Genomic DNA, 17,259 nt, shown 5'->3' with positions numbered 1-17,259 from the left:
GCATCGACGCCCGGCGTCAGGCCGTCGTGGGACGACCTCGGTCGGGCACGAGCGCCGACACTGCAGCCGCCACGGCTGGGGCGACGCGCTCGTCGAACACGCTCGGCACGACGCAGTCGGCCGTCGGGTTCTCGACCAGGCCCGCGATCGCACCTGCGGCGGCCAGCTTCATCTCCTCGGTGACACGGCGGGCCCCTGAGTCGAGCGCACCACGGAAGATGCCGGGAAACGCCAGCACGTTGTTGATCTGGTTCGGGAAGTCCGACCGCCCGGTGGCGACCACCTCGGCGAAGCGCGCCGCCACGACCGGGTGCACCTCGGGGTCGGGGTTGGCGAGCGCGAAGATGACGGCCCGGGGTGCCATCCGGAGGAGGTCGCGCTCGGCCACCGTGCCTCCCGAGACGCCGATGAGCACGTCTGCGCCGGACAGCGCGTCACCGATGCCTCCGGTGACACCGCGGGGGTTGGTCACCTGACGCAGCTCCTCCTTGTGCGGGGCGAGGTCGTCGCGGTCGGGACCCAGCACTCCCCGCGAGTCGACGACGACGACGTCGTGCACGCCCGCACCCAGGAGGATCTTGCTCACGGCGACTCCGGCCGCGCCGGCGCCCGACACGACGACGGTGAGGTCGGCGAGGTCCTTCTCGACGACCTGGACGGCGTTGAGCAGGGCCGCCAGGGCGACGATCGCCGTCCCGTGCTGGTCGTCGTGGAAGACGGGGATGTCGAGCTGCTCCTGCAGACGGCTCTCGATCTCGAAGCACCGGGGCGCGGAGATGTCCTCGAGGTTGATGCCGCCGTAGGTGGGTGCGATGCGGGCGACCGCGTCGACGATCTCGTCCACCGTGCCGGTCTGCATGCAGACCGGCACGGCGTCGACGTCGGCGAAGTGCTTGAAGAGCACCGCCTTGCCCTCCATGACGGGCATCGCCGCGAGCGGGCCGACGTCGCCCAGGCCGAGCACGGCCGTGCCGTCGCTGACGACCGCGACGGTGTTGCGCCGGGAGGTGTACACCGCGGCCAGAGCCGGCTCGGCCGCGATGGCCAGGGACACCTGGGCCACACCCGGCGTGTAGAGGAGGGAGAGGTCGGTTGCGTCGCGCAGCTGCGACGTGGCGTGTACCCCGAGCTTGCCGCCCTCGTGGACGCGGAAGACCGGGTCGCTCGGGTCGAAGAGCTGGCTGGTGGGCAACGCACTCATGCTGGAACACCTCGTTCGCATGGAGAAGAAGAGGGCAGGCGCCCTCACTGGTGGAACAGTGCCGGGGGTCTGGCCTGCAGGGGTTCGTTCTCGCGACGGGGGTTGCCCGAAGCCGTCAGTCTGGCACGGCGGGAGGCCTCGGCCCAGAGCGCGGCGCCCGGTGTGACCGCAGTCTCAGCCGGCCTGGACGCCGCTGTCGATCGACTTGAGCAGCGCGTCGACGACTCGCGGGTCGTACTCGTAGCCGAGCCCGAGGTAGATGCGCTCCACGGCCGCGTCGCGTGCCCGTGCGCTGCGGGCTCCGGCCGTGAGGTCCTCGTAGGCGTTGACCACCTTGACGATGCGGCTCGTCATTGGAATCTCCTCGCCGAGCTCGCGCACCTGGCGGTACGGGGTCGTCTGGTGCTCGAGGATCTTGGCCACGCCGTCGAAGACGCCCGTCTCGCGCACGATCGCCACGGTGTCGGCCTCGATGCGACGCTGGTCCGCCGGCGCGGCGAGCACCGTCGCACCACCCGGGATCGGCTCGACCAACGCCACCTGGCCGATGTCGTGCAGCAGTGCGGCGTACTCGAGGTCGAGCAGCTCACGCTCGGACAGGCCGAGCTCGCGGCCCACCCGCACCGAGAGGGCTGCGACGCGCTCCGAATGGCCTGCCGGGGTGTAGCCGGCCGCGTCGGTGAGACGGGACAGGGTGCGGATGCTCTGGAGGTAGGTGGCTCGGATGCTGACGTAGCGGCGGAACGCGAAGAGCGTGAGCACCAGCGGCATCAGGAAGAGGGGCAGGGCCACGACGCCGAGCGGTCGGGCGGAGAGGGCCACGAGGACGCCGGTCACCGCCACTGCCATCGACAGCGCGAACGACGACTGGAACTCCTCGACGAAGGTGCGCCTCAGGCTGACGGCGGCCGACAGGACCCGCATGACCGAGGTGAAGAGTGCGTCGGTGACGAGGGCGAGCATGCAGATGCCGAGCAGGAGGAGCGCGTGCTGCCACGGCACCGGGGTCTTGTCGGCGGCGGGCGTTGCGGGGTCCTGCCCGAGCACGGCGACGCGGTAGACCAGCGTGGCCACGAGGATCGCGACGAAGCGGCCCGTCGTCTCCACGATGCTCGTCTCTCGACCGGCGACGACGCGCACCGTCGCTCCGAGTGCCATCGACACGGCCGTCACCGACAGCACGAAGGCCGGGCCGTAGGGCAACTGCTCGCCGGCCGGCATCTCGGTGGTCAGGGCGAGCCCGAACGCAGCGGCCATGGCGATGGGCGCCCCGCCGCGGAAGCCGGGTGCGGAGAGGTGGAACCACTCCCCCAGCACGATCGCCAGCGCGAATGTGGCGACCGCGGCGAAGGTGGCCTGGTCTCGCAGCGGGGGCACGTCGCCGCTGCGGATCGTCACGACCAGTGAGACGACCAGACCGAGCAGGCCCAGGACTGCGGCGACCGGCTCACGCCTCAGCGTGCCCGTCATGGCGCCACCCCCGTGGGTGTCCTGGCCGGCACACCGTGCTTGTCCAGCGCGACGATGGCGGCCGCCACGACCTCGGGGTCGAAACGGCCGGGGTCGCCCTGGAGCTGCCGGGCGACGTCGGCGATGGCCGCCCGGCCGCTGGTCGCCGGGTCGAGGAACGCGCGCTCGACCGCTGCGACGACGGCGACGATGCGCGCGGCGACCGGGATCGCGTCGCCCGCAATGCCGTCGGGCCGCCCGCTGCCGTCGAAGCGCTCGTGCTGGTGGCGGATGCCAGACCGCGCGTCCTCGAGGAAGTCGATGCCCTCGATCATCCGGGCGCCCATGACGCAGTGCCGGTCCAGGACTCTTCGCTCGGCCGTCGTCAGCGAGTCCGCCGGGCGGCGCAGCAGCCGGGTGGCGACGCCGAGGTGGCCGATCTCGTGCAGGGTCGCGGCGTACCGCACCGTGCCGATCTGGCCCGGGGGCAGCCCGAGCTCTTCGGCCACCCACTCGGCGAGGGCGGCCACCCGCTGGCTCCGCTCGACTGCCGTCGGCTCCTTCGTGCCGAGGGCGGTCACCAGCGTGTCGATCGTCCGTTCGTGCGAGCGCATCTCCTCGCCGTACTGGACGAACGCCCATCTCGCAGCCAGGAGCGGCGCCATGATGAGCAGCGCGCTGAAGGCTCCCAGCTCTGCGGGGAACCACAGGATCACGAAGAGCAGCCCGATGATGCCGTAGCCGATGTAGGCGACACCGGACCCGGTGAGCACGCGCCGCAGCTGGACTCCGAACGGGACGCCTTGGTCGAGGTGAATCACGCCGGAGAGGAGCACGGCGTTCACGAGGCAGGCCACGACGTCTGCGGCGAGCAGCGGCCACCCGACCCTGGCGGCGAGGTCACTCGTGTGCATGCCCAGCATGCCGTCGCCCTCGACTCCGCCGAGCAGCGCATACGTCAGGGCACCGGCTGCCCCGAGCAGGCCGCTCATGGCCGCGTTGAACATCGTTGCCGACCACCGTCGCTGGTCGCGGTCGATGAGCATGGACACAGATCCCACGACCCAGGCACCGAAGACGCCCGAGATCGCGGCCGAGGCCACGAGGATGATCGACAGGAACGAGAAGCTGATCTTCAAACCCACGTCGAGCTCTCGGATCTGAAAGCTGACGATGCCCATCAGACAGAGCAGCAGGAGCGGCCACAGCTCGGGCCGAGGCAGCCTCATCCACGCCAGGATCCCGGTCGCCAGGGAGAGCGCCAGAACGCCCCCGAGGTATGCGGGTAACCACCGTGACCGGACGGTCACGACGGTCGTCTTGCTCACGTCGTCCACGGTAGCGCGACGGCACCGGGCCCCTCAGGCCCCGGTGCCGTCTCGAGAAGGGTGGTTGGACTCAGCCGCCCCAGCCCCAGACACTGGACAGTGAGAGGAGGGCGCGAGTGGCGTAGTCGTTTGAGGCGAGTGCTGACAGCAGGGCAGCGAACATGTTGGGGGGCTCCTTGACTTCAAAAGGTGTTCCGGATGCGTGCGCCATGGAGGGGCGTTGCTGCGGCAGCACAGAACAACTGAGGTTTCCCTCGGTAGGCAGCGTCCCAGAATCGGCAGGCGCACGTAAGGGATCCGATCGCCGTCGACCGGATCCATACCAAGATTTTACCGTTGAAGGGCCAACCAGGTGGGCGAATCGTCCCCCAATTGGGCCGCTCAGTCCGGTTGTGGAAGAATCGGGGCTTCGTGCCCGTACGGGGACGAGACCGCAGCAGCACCAAGGAGAGCCGACGATGAGCAAGCGCGCCCGCAAGCGCCGCTCCCGCAAGGGCAACGCCGCCAACCACGGCCGCAAGCCCAACGCCTGAGCCGCAGACGCCAAAGGCCCGCACCCGATCAGATCGGGGCGGGCCTTCGTCGTGTCTGCGCTGGCCGGTTCAGGCCGGGCAAAGCGTAGGGGTCACGTCGCGCCCGCGCGGCCGGACGAGACGCGAGCGCCTGGCTCAGCCGCGTTCGACCTGGATCACGGTCAGGGAGATGCGCGACATGATCGTCATGCGCAGCGCCTCCGGCGCCTGCTCGCACTCACAGGAGCGCTTGATGAGCGACTTGAGGGTGGTGTCGAGGTCGTACTCCTTGAGGCACGGGCCGCACTCGTCGAGGTGCGCCTGGATCTTGGCGCACTCCTCGGGACCCAGCTCGCCGTCGAGGTACTCGTAGACCCGCAGCAGCGCTTCGGAGCAGTCCGTGCGCGTCTCGTTGCCGGGCGCGCCCGCCGTGTGCTCGTTCATGACCGGCTTCCTTCCGTGCCGTCGCCCGGGGCACCGGCGGTGCCGGCTGCGACGAAACCGCGGTCGGCGGCATACGCCGAGAGGAGCTCGCGCAGCTGGCGCCTCCCCCGGTGCAGGCGGCTCATCACGGTGCCGATGGGCGTGTCCATGATCTCGGCGATCTCCTTGTAGGAGTAGCCCTCGACGTCGGCGAAGTAGACCGCGAGGCGGAACTCCTCCGGGATCGACTGGAGAGCGCGCTTGACGTCGCTGTCGGGCAGGTGGTCGAGCGCCTCCGCCTCTGCCGAGCGCAGTCCGGAGGACGTGTGCGACTCGGCGCGCGCGAGCTGGTAGTCCTCGATCTCGGCCGAGTCGGACTCGAGGGGCTGGCGCTGCTTCTTGCGGTAGCTGTTGATGTACGTGTTGGTGAGGATGCGGTACATCCACGCCTTGAGGTTGGTGCCCGGTCGGTACTGGTGGAACGCGGCGTACGCCTTCGCGAACGTCTCCTGGACGAGGTCCTCGGCGTCGCTGGGGTTGCGTGTCGTGCGCAGTGCGGCGCTGTAGAGCTGGTCGAGCAGGGGCATCGCCTCGCGCTCGAAGCGGGCGCGACGGTCGGGCTCGTTCTCGGCCGCGACGTCGACGCTCGCGTCGGCCGCCTGCTGGGCAGCCGCCTCGTCGACGGGCGCGCCGGCTGCGGCCACACCCGGGTCGGCCAGCCGCAGGGCGGCGCTGGGGTCGGTGTTCTTGTCCTTTGCCATCGCGGTCCAGCCTAGTCCGGCGGGCTGGACGTTCCGGCCGTGCTCCACGGGCTGGCCGTGCCAGGGCAGCACGGAGGCGTCGTCGGGTGCGCGGGTGCGGCTCGTGACCATGCCTGCTGCAACGACACCTAGCCGGGCAGCATTCCCGCGATCGAGGTGAGGGCCCGGGTCAGGGCACTGCGAGAGCCCTTCGGGTAGCTGTGGGCACCCGGGACCTCGAGCAGGCTCGTGCCCGCGGGCAGGTGGGGGCGCAGCTCGTCGGGGGTGCCGAAGGTGTCGTGTGTGCCTTGCACGACCCAGGACGGGTCGGGCGCCAGGGCGAGCTCGTGGGCCCGCAGCTTGTCGGGCTGGCCCGGCAGGTGCAGGGGAAAGCTCAGCAGCAGTCCTGCGTCGGCCTCGAGCGGACCCGCGGTGCGACAGGCGACGCGGGCCCCGGCGCTGCGGCCACCGACGACGAGCGGTCGGGGCAGCTTCCCGCGACCGCTGAGCAGCGCCTCGACGATCGGCACCCAGGCGGCGTCGAGCGTGGGCGGCCGTCCGGCGACCTTGCGGCCGGCGACGAGCCAGGGCTGCTCCACGAGCACGACGGCCCAGCCGGCGCCGAGGAGCACCTCGCGGGCGATGGCGAGGTCGATCGCGCCCAGGCCCCCTCCAGCGCCGTGGCCGAGCACCGCGGTTCCGCGTGGGCGCACGGGGCGCTGGACGTGCGCGCGGCCGGGACCGCCGGGGGTCTCGATCTCGCGCACCGTGGCCTTCGTCGGGCCGCTCACGCTCCGATCACCTCGCCCGTCATGGGGTCGACGACCCCCTCGAGCTCGGATGCCGCGACCGGCGAGGTGAGGGTGGGCCCGTTGTTGGCGGTGGCACCCACGGCCCGGCTCACGGGGTGGGCCTCGAAGCGGCCCGGGTCGGCGAACTCGAGCACGCCCTGGACGTAGCCGGGGTCCTTCTCGTCGGGGTCGAGCCACTGCTCCCACTGCCCGCGCTCGAGGACGAGAGGCTGCCGGTCGTGGATGCGGTCCATACCCGGGTCGGCTGCCGTCGTGATGATGGTGAACGTCGTGAGCCACGCACCGGGGTCGCCGTCGGGCAGCTCCTTGTCGCGCCAGAACTCGTAGAGGCCGGCGAACGCGACGGGCGCCCGGTCGGCGCGGTGGATGAAGAACGGCTGCTTGCGCGGCTTGCCCTTCGCGTCGACGGCCGTCGGCGAGACCTGCCACTCGTACCAGCCCTCGGCCGGGACGATGCACCGGCGAGAGAGGGCGGCCTTGGCGAAGGCACCCTTGCCGAGCACCGACTCAGCGCGCGCGTTGGTCATGCGCAGCCCCATCTTCACGTCCTTGGACCACGCCGGCACGAGGCCCCACGTGAGAAGGCGGAGCTGTCGGGTCGGCTCGGAGTCCTCGCCGGGACCTTCGCTGCCACGGGGTCGCCGGGTCAGCACGACGGGCGCCTGCTTCGAGGGCGCCATGTTCCAGTCGGGCTCGCCGGCAGGCGGGCTCTGGGGGTTCTTGAGCACGCTGCGAGCGGGCTCGGCCATGTGGTCCTCGTCGACGTCGAAGGCCTCGATGAGCTCGTCGGGCCGCGCGCTCGCGGCATACCTCCCGCACATGCGGGACAGCGTATGCCGGGTGACCGGCGCCCGCGGGTGGGCGCGGGCTCCGGGGCCGTGGGTATGTCGATACCGTAGGTGTCCACAGGTCCACCATGGCCACGGCGCGGGTTCGCGCCGCCGGCCGGAGGAGGAGTTCCGCATGATCGTCCGCCGTCTCGCCCGTCCGCTTCTCGCATCCGTCTTCGTCGCCGCCGGCGTCGAGGCGCTGCGCCATCCGGCCGCACGCACCGACCAAGCAGCACACCTGCTGCAGAAGGTGCCCGGGCAGGTGCCGGGGGCTGAGGTCGCGGCGAAGGACCCCGACCTCTTCGTGCGGGTCAACGGCGCGGCCCTGCTGGGCGGCGGGGTGCTCCTCGCGACCGGTCGCCTTCCGCGTCTCGCCTCCACCGTGCTCGCGGCCTCCGTGGTGCCGACGACGGCGATCGAGCACGCGTTCTGGGAGGAGACCGACCCGACCCGCAAGGCCCAGAGCCGCAGCCTGTTCCTCAAGAACGTCGGTCTGCTCGGTGGCCTGCTCCTTGCCGCCGTCGACACCGAGGGCAAGCCTGGCCTCGCCTGGCGCGCCCAGCACGCCACGAAGACCACGCGCCGCGAGGCGCGGCACGCCAGGAACACCGCCAAGCGCGAGGCTCGCCTCCTCGCCCATCGAGCACAGGACGTCGTGAGCTGAGTTGAGTCCCGCTGATCCATCGCCCCAGTCCCCCTCCCCGACCGGTGCCGCGTCCGGCGGCACCCTGACGGCCGAGCCGGACTGGGCGGCTCCGCTCGCCCCCGGTCCTCTCGACGCGACGGTGGTGCTGCCGGGCAGCAAGTCCCTCACCAACCGTTACCTCGTGCTGGCCGCGCTGGCCGGCGACCGCTCACGCCTCCGTGCGCCGCTGCGCTCGCGCGACACGCTGCTCATGGCGGACGCGCTGCGCTCGCTGGGAGTCCGCATCGACGACGTGGCACCCGAGGGCGAGTCGCCGGCGGGCACGCCCGGGGCCGTTCCCGACTGGCTGGTGACACCACCCGAGACCCTGACCGGCGGCGTCACGGTCGACTGCGGCCTCGCCGGAACCGTCATGCGCTTCCTGCCAGCGGTCGCGGCCCTCGCCGACGGCCCGGTGCGCCTCGACGGCGACCCCCAGGCCCGGGTGCGGCCGATGGGTCCGGTCATCGCCGCTCTGCGCGCTCTGGGTGCCGACGTCGACGACGACGGTGGCTGCCTCCCCTTGACGGTCCACGGGCGCGGGCGTGTCGCCGGCGGCTCCGTCACCATGGACGCCTCGGCGTCGTCGCAGTTCATCTCCGCGTTGCTGCTCGCCGGCGCCCGCTACGACGACGGCGTCACCGTGCACCACGACGGCAAACCGGTGCCGAGCGAGCCGCACATCCTCATGACCGTCGAGACGCTGCGCGACGCCGGCGCCATCGTCGACGACAGCGAGACCAACACGTGGCGGGTGGAGCCCTCCGAGATCAACGCGCTCGACGTCTCGGTGGAGCCCGACCTCTCCAACGCCGGCCCGTTCATCGCCGCCGCCCTCGTCGCCGGTGGCACGGTGCGTGTTCCCGGCTGGCCGCAGCACACGACCCAGGCCGGCGACCTGCTCCGCGAGATCCTCGACACAATGGGGGCCGACGTCCGGCTCGACCGGGCCGGGCTCACCGTCGTGGGCACCGGCGAGCTGGTCGGGATCGACATCGACCTGCACGACGCGGCCGAGCTGACGCCCACCGTGGCTGCCCTGGCAGCCCTGGCCTCGACCCCGACCTGGATCCGCGGGGTCGCCCACATCCGCGGGCACGAGACCGACCGCCTCGCGGCGCTCACCACCGAGCTCGGCGCCCTAGGATCGCGGGTCACCGAGACCGAGGACGGCCTGCGCATCGCCCCGTCGACCCTGCACGGCGGACGCTTCCGCAGCTACCACGACCACCGCATGGCCACGGCCGGCGCCATCATCGGCCTGCGAGTCCCGGCCGTCCAGGTCGAGGACATCGGCACCACCCGCAAGACGCTGCCCGACTTCGTGGGCCTCTGGCACGGCATGCTCGACGGCTCGGCATCCGTGGTGCTTCCTCGATGAGCTGGCGGGACCTCGACGAGGGGGACATCAGGGTCCGCCCCAGCCGCAAGGGATCGAGGCCCCGCACCAAGGAGCGGCCGGCACACGCCGACGCCGTGATCGCCATGGTCATCGGGGTCGACCGTGGCCGCTACACCTGCCTGGTGCCGAAGGGCGCCCTCGGCAAGAAGGAGCCCGAGCGGGTCGTCACCGCCATGAAGGCGCGCGAGATCGGGCGCACCCGCGTCGTGGTCGGCGACGACGTCGCGCTCGTCGGCGACCTCGCCGGCGGACCCGATGCGCTGGCCCGGATCGTCCGCATCGAGGAGCGCCGGTCGGTCCTGCGCCGCACGGCTGACGACACCGACCCCTACGAGCGCATCATCGTGGCCAACGCCGACCAGCTCGTCATCGTCACCGCGCTCGCCGACCCCGAGCCCCGGCCCCGCATGGTCGACCGGTGCCTCGTCGCCGCCTACGACGCCGACCTCGAGCCGCTGCTCGCCCTGACCAAGGCCGACCTCGTCGACCCGGCCCCGTTCCTCGCCAACTACGCACCGCTCGAGGTCGAGCACGTCGTCACGTCGCGCACCGCCGACGACTTCACCGGCCTCGAGGACCTGCGGGCGCGCTTGTCCGGCAAGGTCTCCGTGCTCGTCGGGCACTCCGGCGTCGGCAAGAGCACGCTGGTCAACGGTCTGGTGCCCGGTGCCCTCCGGGCCACCGGCGTCGTCAACGACACGACGGGCCGCGGCCGGCACACCTCGACCAACGCGGTGGCGCTGCGCCTCCGCGGTGCCGACGGGGCCGACGACGGGTGGGTCATCGACACTCCCGGGATCCGGTCCTTCGGTCTGGCCCACATCGACGTCAACCGCATCATCGACCACTTCCCCGACCTCGCCGCCGGCACCGACGAGTGCCCACGCGGCTGCACCCACGACGAGGAGGAGTGCGCCCTAGACGCCTGGGTCGCCGGCGGCCACGCCGGTGCTGCCGGGCCGTCGCGACTCGCATCACTGCGTCGGCTCCTCTCGAGCCGGTCGGGCGAGGAGCACTGAGCCGCAGCGGCATACGGCCTCTGGGTGTGTGCGACCGTTGAGGATCCGTGCAGGCGCGCCCGGATGCCGGGTGCTCCCCGCCCACGTGCCGGGTGATGCCGCTAGGTTGACCCGGTGACCTCCTACGACGACGACCTCCGTCTGGCCCACGTCCTCGCGGATGCCGTCGAGCGGGTGACCATCGGCCGCTTCCGGGCCGCCGACCTCGTCGTCGAGGACAAGCCCGACCTGACGCCGGTGACCGACGCCGACCGGGCCGCCGAGGAGCTCGTGCGCTCCCAGCTCAAGCGCACCCGGCCACGCGACGCCGTCGAGGGCGAGGAGTTCGAGACCACGGGGCACGGCCCGCGCCGCTGGATCATCGACCCCATCGACGGCACGAAGAACTTCGTGAGAGGCGTGCCCGTCTGGGCCACGTTGATCGGCCTCGTCGTCGACAACGAACCGGTCCTCGGGCTCGTGGCGGCGCCCGCTCTCCAGAGGCGCTGGTGGGCGGCGACCGGGTCCGGTGCGTGGACCGGACGATCGCTCTCGTCGGCCCGACGGATCTCGGTCTCGAAGGTCGGCAGGCTCGGAGACGCGTCGCTGTCCTACTCCTCGCTCGCGGGGTGGCGGGTGCGCGGTCGCCGCGACGACTTCCTCGACCTCATGGACGACTGCTGGCGCACCCGCGCCTACGGCGACTTCTGGTCCTACATGCTCGTCGCCGAGGGGGCGGCCGACATCGCGGCCGAGCCCGAGCTCGCCGTGCACGACATGGCGGCGCTCGTGGCCATCGTCGAGGAGGCCGGCGGCCGGTTCACCGGGCTCGACGGCCGGGACGGCTGCTGGAGCGGCAACGCCCTGGCGACGAACGGACTGCTGCACGACGAGGTGCTGAGCCGCATCGGGATGCCCTCAGAATGAGCTGCCTGACGACGGGTTGTTCACTGCGACAGCTGCTTTCGACATGACCAGCTCGCAGGGCCTGGGCACCACCGCCTCCGTGCGACCGGCCGGCGCGGAGGACGTGCCGACTCTCGCCGCGGTGGCGGCCGCCACGTTCGTGCTGGCCTGCCCTCCCTCGATGTCGGCCGAGCGCGTCCAGGCCTTCGTCTCGGAGGTCCTCTCGCCCGAGCGCTTCACCGCGTACCTCGCCGATCCCGACCGCCACGTCCTGCTCGCCGAACGCCCGGGCGCCGCCCTCGGCTACGCCATGCTCGTGGCCGGCGAGCCGGGCGACGACGACGTCCGCGCGGCGATCCGCCACCGGCCCACCGTCGAGCTGTCGAAGATCTACGTCCTGCCCGAGGCGCACGGCTCGGGCGCCGCGGCACTGCTCATGGAGCGCGGCCTCGACTGGGCCCGGGGTGCCGGAGCCGCCGGAGTCTGGCTCGGTGTCAACCAGCAGAACGAGCGGGCCCAGCGCTTCTACGCCAAGAGCGGCTTCGAGCGCGTGGGCACCAAGCGCTTCCTCGTCGGCGGCGTCCACGAGGACGACTACGTGATGGAGCGGCTCCTCGCCCACCAGCACTGACCGAACGCCGCGTTCGGCGTCGAACGCCGTGTTCCAACGGCGCGTTCGAGACCGAACGCCGCGTTCGGTGGGTTGTGGCGGTGGGTCAGGCGTCCTGGATCACGGTGACGTCGCCGAGGCCCAGCGCCCGCAGCGCCTCGAGGTGCTCCGACGCGTCACCGACGATCACGATGGTCCAGCCCGTGCCGGGTGCGCCGGCGCCGATGCCGGCCGCCGCAGCGAACCGGGCGTATGCCGCGTCGACACGAGCGCGGTCGACCGTGGCGAGGTCGTGCAGGTTCGCTGTCGTGAACTCTGTGGTGCGACCGTCGAGGGCCATGCCGACGGCCTCGTCGGCAATGGTGTCGGCAGTGGCGTAGCGTCCGGGCGCCGTCTTCGCGATGAAATCGACGCCGGAACGGACTTCCTTGTCGCTGAAGCCTTTTCGACCGCTCTCGAGGATCTCCACGAGCAGCTGGAGTGACTCCGCCGTCGAGTCGGCGCGCACCGAACCGGAGGTGAGGAACACTCCCCCACGCCGACGTGGGCGGAAGCTCGACCGGATGCCGTAGGTGTAGCCCTTCTCCTCGCGCAGCACGGCGTCGACCCGCGCGTTCGGGGACCCGCCGAGCACGAAGCCGAGCACCGGGTAGGGCGCCCAGCCGCCCTCGACCGACCGGTCGGGACCGGGCGCACCGATGACGAACTCGGTCTGCACCGACCCCGGACGCGAGACGAGCACGATGCGACCGCGGTCGGCGGCGAGTGCGGCTGCGTGGTCGAGGTGCCGCGCGCGGTCCGACGGCCCTTTCTGCCAGCCCCCTAGCGCCGACTCGACGAGCGCGGGGACGTCGATGCCGTCGAGGTCTCCGGCGACGACGGCCGTGACTCCCGCTGCGACGACGTGCTTCTCGTGGAAAGCCGCGACATCGTCGCGGGTGATCGCCTGGACGGTCTCAGGCGTGCCGCCCGTGGGTCGCGACGACCGGTCGTCGGCAGCGTAGAACGTGCGCACGAACTCCAGGCCCGCGCGGTGAGCGGCGACCGAGCGCTCCTGCTCGATCTCCGCGAGGCGGGTGCGCACCTGGCGCGCCACCTCGGCCTGTGGGAACACCGGTTCGGTGAGGATCTGCCGCAGCAGGTCGAGCGCCGGCTCGAGGTTGCCCTTGACGACGTCCAGGTCGATCGACAGGCCCGCGTCGGCCATGCCGGCTCCGAAGCTCACGCCCTTGCGCTCGAGCAGGCGCGCGAACTCCTCGGCCGTGTGGTTGGCGGTGCCCTCGTCGAGCGTTCGGGCCATGATCGAGGCCACGCCCTCGCGTTCGCGGGGCTCGTCTCGGAGCGACACCGGCAGCCCGAGCCGAACGGACAGGACGTACTGTCCCGGCACGTCGTAGGTGACGAGTCTCAGGCCGTTGGGCAGGTCGTGCGTGAGCCCCTCGGGGAAGTCCCACGGCTCGGGCGGGGCCACCACGGGGCGGGCGACGGCGGTCATGCGGCCTCCTCCGAGTCCTTGGTGGTGTTCTCGTCCTCAGGCTCCTCGACGGGCAGCCCCGGGTCTGCGAGATAGCGCACGACCGCACGTGAACGGGGGTCGAGCCACTCCTGCGCGGCGGACCGCGCCTGCTCGGCCGTCACCGCGCGGATGCGCTCGACGAACGTGTTGACGTATGCCGGGTCGCCCGTCAGCAGCGCGTGGTGGCTGATGTGGTCGGCGCGCTCCTCGATGCTCGCGAGCGCGCTGAGCCAGGAACGCTCGGTGTCGGCGATGACGGACTCGAGCTCGGCGGCGTCCGGCCCCTCGGCGATGAAGCGCGAGATCTCCTCGCAGACCGCCGCTTCGACCTGCTCGACGTCAGCACCGGCGGAGACGTCGACGGTGATGGTGCCGAGACCGACCCCGTCGACGAGACCCATGGTCCAGCCGCCGACGGCGACGGCGGTCTCGTCGGTGCGCACGAGGCGCCGCACCAGGCGCGAGCTGGCCAGCCCGCCGAGCACGTCGACGGCGACCTGGCAGGCCAGATAGTCCGGTGTCGTGTCGACCGGCAGCCGGAAGCACACGTAGATGCGGTCGTTGGGCACGTCGCCCACGCGGTCGAGGCGTACGGGCTCGGACAGCGGGGGCAGCTGCTGGAGGCGTTCGCGCGCATGCAGCTCGATCGCCGGGAGCGGACCGAAGTACTTGTCGGCCGCGGCGAAGCCGTCCTCCGGCGTCACGTCACCGACGAGCGTGAGCACGGTGTTGTTGGGCCCGTAGTGAGCCCGGTAGAACGCGTGGACGTCCTCGAGCGTGGCCGCGTCGAGGTCCTCCATCGAGCCGATCGTGGGGTGGTGGTACGGGTGGCCCTCGGGAAAGGCCGTCGCGTAGATGTCGATGAGCGCCTTGCCGTAGGGCACGTTGTCGTAGCGCTGGCGCTTCTCCTCCTTGACGACGTCTCGCTGGTTGTCCAGGTTCTCCTGCGTCACGGCGTCCAGCAGGTGGCCGTGACGGTCGGCCTCGAGCCACAGCGCGAGCTCCATCGCGCCCGTCGGCACCGTCTCGAAGTAGTTGGTCCGGTCGAACCACGTGGTCGCGTTGAGCCGGGCACCTTCGTCCATGAGGGCCGAGAAGTGCTCGCCCGAGGCGACGTTCCGGCTGCCCTGGAACATGAGGTGCTCGAAGAGGTGGGCAAAACCGGTGCGGCCCGGGCTCTCGTGGCGGCTGCCGACGCCCACCCAGAGGTTCACCGCGACGTTGGGCACCGTGTGGTCCTCGCTGACGATGACCCGCAGGCCGTTGGCCAGCGTCCGCTCGACGAGGGGGTAGGAGATCGCTGTCACGGGCTCGACCCTATGCGACAACTTTGCGAAGTTGTTATCGCTCCGGAGAGCGAGCGGGCACTACGCGCATCGGCGACCCGGCACAATCTGCTGGCGCGACCGCACCACGCGTCGCGGCGTATTGAGGCCATCACAGGGGTCACAACTTTCTCCACGAGGAGCGTTCCACCATGCCCGAGCAGCCCACCACCGACCCGTCGCCGACGACGCCCGACATGACGCCCGCCACGCCGGAGTCGACGCCCGCCACGCCGGAGTCGACGCCCGCCACGCCGGCAGCGACGGAGACGACGCCCGCCACCCCGGCGTCCCCCGTGCCGCCGGCGGCGGTGGCCCCCGCCACCACGGGGTCGGCATCCAAGCGCAAGAAGATCCTCTCGGCGATCGGCACCGTGGCCGTGGTGCTCCTCGCCAAGTTCGGCCTCGGCTACATGCTCTCGGACAAGCCGGCCGCCGACACCCTGTCGATCGGCCAGTGCGTGCAGCGCGGCGACGACGACTCGATCACCGCCGTCGACTGCGGCGACAAGGGCGCCGACTTCAAGGTCGTCTTCATCAAGAAGGACACGCTCGAGTCGTCCGCCGACCAGACCTGCTCGCCGTACGAGGCCACGACGATGACCTTCTTCGAGTCCGAGAAGGGCGAGACGATCGGCAACACGATCTGCCTCGGCGCAGTGCGCTGACGCCACCAGCTCCGGCCGACGACGCCCCTGCCCACGCCCCCGCCGACCGTGGTCGGCAGGGGCGTCGTCGTACCCGGACGCTGGTGGATTAATCAACAGTTATGGTTTGAACAGATAGCATCACTTTGCGCTATGGTTTGAGCATGGCTGACCTCAGCGACCGCGACGACCTGCTCGCCACGATCCGGGCGAGCGTCATCGGCGACGACCACGTCATGTACGGCCCCTACGGTCCGCGCCGGGTGACGTACGCCGACTACACGGCGTCCGGCAGGGCGCTCGGGTTCATCGAGGACTTCATCCGCGACGAGGTGCTCCCCCGCTACGCCAACACGCACACCGAGAGCTCGGGCACCGGGCTCCAGACGACGCGGCTGCGCGAGGACGCCCGGCGCACCATCCGCGACGCCGTCGGCGGCGACGACGAGACCGTCGTCGTCTTCGCCGGCTCGGGCTGCACCGGAGCGATCGACAAGCTCGTCGGCATCCTGGGCCTGAGGGTGCCCTCGAACTTCGAGGACCGCTGGCACGCAAGCGATCTCGTGCCGGCCGACGAACGACCGGTGATCTTCATCGGGCCCTACGAGCACCACTCCAACGAGGTCATGTGGCGTGAGTGCGTCGCCGACGTCGTCGTCATCCCGCAGGACCTCGACGGCCACGTCGACCTCACCGTGCTGCGCGAGCGGTTGACGGCGTACGCCCACCGCCCGCTGTTGATCGGATCCTTCTCCGCGGCGAGCAACGTCACCGGCATCGTCACCGACACCGACGCCATCTCGACACTGCTGCACGAGCACGGCGCCCTCGCGTTCTGGGACTACGCCGCCGCGGCGCCGTACGTCGACATCGAGATGTACGGCCGCGGCGGGCGGGGGGTCGCCCACCCGAACGCGTACAAGGACGCCGTCTTCCTCAGCCCTCACAAGTTCATCGGCGGCCCGAGCACCCCTGGCGTCCTCGTCGTGCGCCGTGAGCTCATGACCAACCGCGTGCCCGACGTGCCGGGCGGCGGAACCGTCAGCTACGTCAACCCCGCCGCCCACGACTACGTCGCCGACCCCGCGCACCGCGAGGAGGGCGGCACTCCCGCCATCATCGAGGCGATCCGGGCCGGGCTCGTCTTCAAGCTCAAGCAGGCGGTCGGTGTCGAGACGATCCGGGCCCACGAGGACCGCTTCCTCCAGCGTGCCGTGCAGGCCTGGCAGGCGGAGCCCTCCGTCGAGATCCTGGGCAACCTTGCAGCAGAACGACTCTCGATCGTGTCGTTCGTCGTCCATGCCCAGGGCGAGCGCTACCTCCACCACAACTTCGTCGTGGCCGTGCTCAACGACCTCTTCGGCATCCAGGCTCGCGGTGGCTGCTCGTGCGCGGGGCCCTATGGCCACTACCTGCTCGGCATCGACCTCGAGCGGTCGCACGAGTTCGAGCGCGAGATCGGCCGGGGCTGCGAGGGCATCAAGCCCGGCTGGGTGCGGGTCAACTTCAACTACTTCATCTCCGACGTGGTCGCCGACTACGTCATCGACGCGGTGCGCCTCGTGGCCCGCGACGGCTGGCGCCTCCTCGGCGACTACGACTTCGAGCCGGCGACCGGCCTGTGGAGACACCGCAACGGCCCCGTTGAGCCGCCCCTGCGCCTCGACGAGATCGGCTTCGGCGACGGACGCCTCACCTACCCCGCCCAGCTCGAGCGGGCCGGAGAGGAGGCGCTGGCGGGCTATCTCGACGAGGCCCGCGCGATCCTCGGGTGGGCCGAGCCGCAGCGCTGTGACGAGGCCCACGTGAACGTCGACTTCGACCACCTGCGGTGGTTCGAGCTGCCGGTGTCCAGCGTGTCCCGCTGACGGGCGG

General features: G+C 71.4%; 17 protein-coding genes. 8 read left to right on the top strand and 9 right to left on the bottom strand.

Annotated features, from left to right (window positions below):
- Positions 1 to 16 precede the first annotated feature (16 nt).
- The 3 genes from AC1DE0_RS02785 to AC1DE0_RS02775 form a co-directional block, all read right to left on the bottom strand.
- On the bottom strand, positions 17 to 1,201 hold the full coding sequence (locus tag AC1DE0_RS02785) for an NAD(P)-dependent malic enzyme (protein WP_478096873.1): 1,185 nt from the start codon (positions 1,199 to 1,201) through the stop codon (positions 17 to 19).
- A 174-nt stretch (positions 1,202 to 1,375) separates the two neighbouring features.
- Positions 1,376 to 2,671 (bottom strand): HD-GYP domain-containing protein, encoded by a 1,296-nt coding sequence (locus AC1DE0_RS02780; protein WP_478096871.1) that lies wholly within the window; start codon positions 2,669 to 2,671, stop codon positions 1,376 to 1,378.
- Positions 2,668 to 3,978 (bottom strand): HD-GYP domain-containing protein, encoded by a 1,311-nt coding sequence (locus AC1DE0_RS02775; RefSeq protein WP_478096868.1) that lies wholly within the window; start codon positions 3,976 to 3,978, stop codon positions 2,668 to 2,670. Before AC1DE0_RS02775 ends, AC1DE0_RS02780 begins: the two co-directional genes overlap by 4 nt.
- A gap of 458 nt (positions 3,979 to 4,436) precedes the next feature.
- Between AC1DE0_RS02775 and AC1DE0_RS02770 the strand changes: the two genes are divergently transcribed.
- Positions 4,437 to 4,511, top strand: a complete 75-nt coding sequence (locus AC1DE0_RS02770) for a 50S ribosomal protein bL37 (RefSeq protein ID WP_369791897.1) — start codon at positions 4,437 to 4,439, stop codon at positions 4,509 to 4,511.
- A 135-nt stretch (positions 4,512 to 4,646) separates the two neighbouring features.
- On the opposite strand, the gene rsrA is transcribed toward AC1DE0_RS02770, so the two are convergent.
- From rsrA to AC1DE0_RS02750, 4 genes are read right to left on the bottom strand one after another with little or no spacing between them, the layout of a single operon-like run.
- Positions 4,647 to 4,934 (bottom strand): mycothiol system anti-sigma-R factor, encoded by a 288-nt coding sequence (rsrA, locus tag AC1DE0_RS02765; RefSeq protein ID WP_478096866.1) that lies wholly within the window; start codon positions 4,932 to 4,934, stop codon positions 4,647 to 4,649.
- Complete coding sequence (locus tag AC1DE0_RS02760) at positions 4,931 to 5,785, bottom strand: sigma-70 family RNA polymerase sigma factor (protein ID WP_478096864.1); 855 nt, start codon at positions 5,783 to 5,785, stop codon at positions 4,931 to 4,933. The genes rsrA and AC1DE0_RS02760 overlap by 4 nt, the downstream gene beginning before the upstream one ends.
- Before the next feature lie 17 nt (positions 5,786 to 5,802).
- Positions 5,803 to 6,444, bottom strand: coding sequence for an alpha/beta hydrolase family protein (locus AC1DE0_RS02755; RefSeq protein ID WP_478096862.1), 642 nt, complete (start codon positions 6,442 to 6,444; stop codon positions 5,803 to 5,805).
- The gene (locus AC1DE0_RS02750; RefSeq protein ID WP_478096860.1) at positions 6,441 to 7,286 is read right to left on the bottom strand and encodes an SOS response-associated peptidase; all 846 of its coding nucleotides are present in this window, start codon (positions 7,284 to 7,286) and stop codon (positions 6,441 to 6,443) included. Before AC1DE0_RS02750 ends, AC1DE0_RS02755 begins: the two co-directional genes overlap by 4 nt.
- A 142-nt stretch (positions 7,287 to 7,428) precedes the next feature.
- On the opposite strand from AC1DE0_RS02750, the gene AC1DE0_RS02745 reads away from it, so the two are divergent.
- The 5 genes from AC1DE0_RS02745 (at position 7,429) to AC1DE0_RS02725 (ending at position 11,917) form a co-directional block, all read left to right on the top strand.
- Positions 7,429 to 7,959 carry a DoxX family protein gene (locus AC1DE0_RS02745; RefSeq protein ID WP_478096858.1) on the top strand — a complete coding sequence of 177 codons (531 nt, stop codon included), beginning with the start codon at positions 7,429 to 7,431 and terminating at the stop codon, positions 7,957 to 7,959.
- A 1-nt stretch (position 7,960) separates the two neighbouring features.
- On the top strand, positions 7,961 to 9,361 hold the full coding sequence (aroA, locus tag AC1DE0_RS02740; RefSeq protein WP_478096856.1) for a 3-phosphoshikimate 1-carboxyvinyltransferase: 1,401 nt from the start codon (positions 7,961 to 7,963) through the stop codon (positions 9,359 to 9,361).
- The gene (gene rsgA / locus AC1DE0_RS02735) at positions 9,358 to 10,401 is read left to right on the top strand and encodes a ribosome small subunit-dependent GTPase A (protein ID WP_478096853.1); all 1,044 of its coding nucleotides are present in this window, start codon (positions 9,358 to 9,360) and stop codon (positions 10,399 to 10,401) included. Before aroA ends, rsgA begins: the two co-directional genes overlap by 4 nt.
- Before the next feature lie 114 nt (positions 10,402 to 10,515).
- On the top strand, positions 10,516 to 11,307 hold the full coding sequence (gene hisN / locus AC1DE0_RS02730) for a histidinol-phosphatase (RefSeq protein ID WP_478096851.1): 792 nt from the start codon (positions 10,516 to 10,518) through the stop codon (positions 11,305 to 11,307).
- 43 nt (positions 11,308 to 11,350) lie between these two features.
- Positions 11,351 to 11,917, top strand: coding sequence for an N-acetyltransferase family protein (locus tag AC1DE0_RS02725; protein WP_478096849.1), 567 nt, complete (start codon positions 11,351 to 11,353; stop codon positions 11,915 to 11,917).
- 85 nt (positions 11,918 to 12,002) lie between these two features.
- On the opposite strand, the gene AC1DE0_RS02720 is transcribed toward AC1DE0_RS02725, so the two are convergent.
- Together AC1DE0_RS02720 and AC1DE0_RS02715 are read right to left on the bottom strand one after the other, a co-directional pair.
- Positions 12,003 to 13,391: a M16 family metallopeptidase gene (locus tag AC1DE0_RS02720; protein ID WP_478096847.1), complete on the bottom strand. Its 1,389-nt coding sequence runs from the start codon at positions 13,389 to 13,391 to the stop codon at positions 12,003 to 12,005.
- The gene (locus AC1DE0_RS02715; protein ID WP_478096845.1) at positions 13,388 to 14,719 is read right to left on the bottom strand and encodes a M16 family metallopeptidase; all 1,332 of its coding nucleotides are present in this window, start codon (positions 14,717 to 14,719) and stop codon (positions 13,388 to 13,390) included. The genes AC1DE0_RS02720 and AC1DE0_RS02715 overlap by 4 nt, the downstream gene beginning before the upstream one ends.
- Positions 14,720 to 14,889: 170 nt before the next feature.
- On the opposite strand from AC1DE0_RS02715, the gene AC1DE0_RS02710 reads away from it, so the two are divergent.
- Both AC1DE0_RS02710 and AC1DE0_RS02705 read left to right on the top strand, forming a co-directional pair.
- On the top strand, positions 14,890 to 15,405 hold the full coding sequence (locus AC1DE0_RS02710; protein WP_478096843.1) for an LppU/SCO3897 family protein: 516 nt from the start codon (positions 14,890 to 14,892) through the stop codon (positions 15,403 to 15,405).
- A 143-nt stretch (positions 15,406 to 15,548) separates the two neighbouring features.
- Positions 15,549 to 17,252: an aminotransferase class V-fold PLP-dependent enzyme gene (locus AC1DE0_RS02705; RefSeq protein ID WP_478096841.1), complete on the top strand. Its 1,704-nt coding sequence runs from the start codon at positions 15,549 to 15,551 to the stop codon at positions 17,250 to 17,252.
- Positions 17,253 to 17,259: the final 7 nt, after the last annotated feature.

The organism is Terrabacter sp. 05T424, assembly GCF_056396225.1.
The sequence above is the reverse complement of the archived record's forward strand: the minus strand, read 5'-3'. Positions and strand labels throughout refer to the sequence as shown.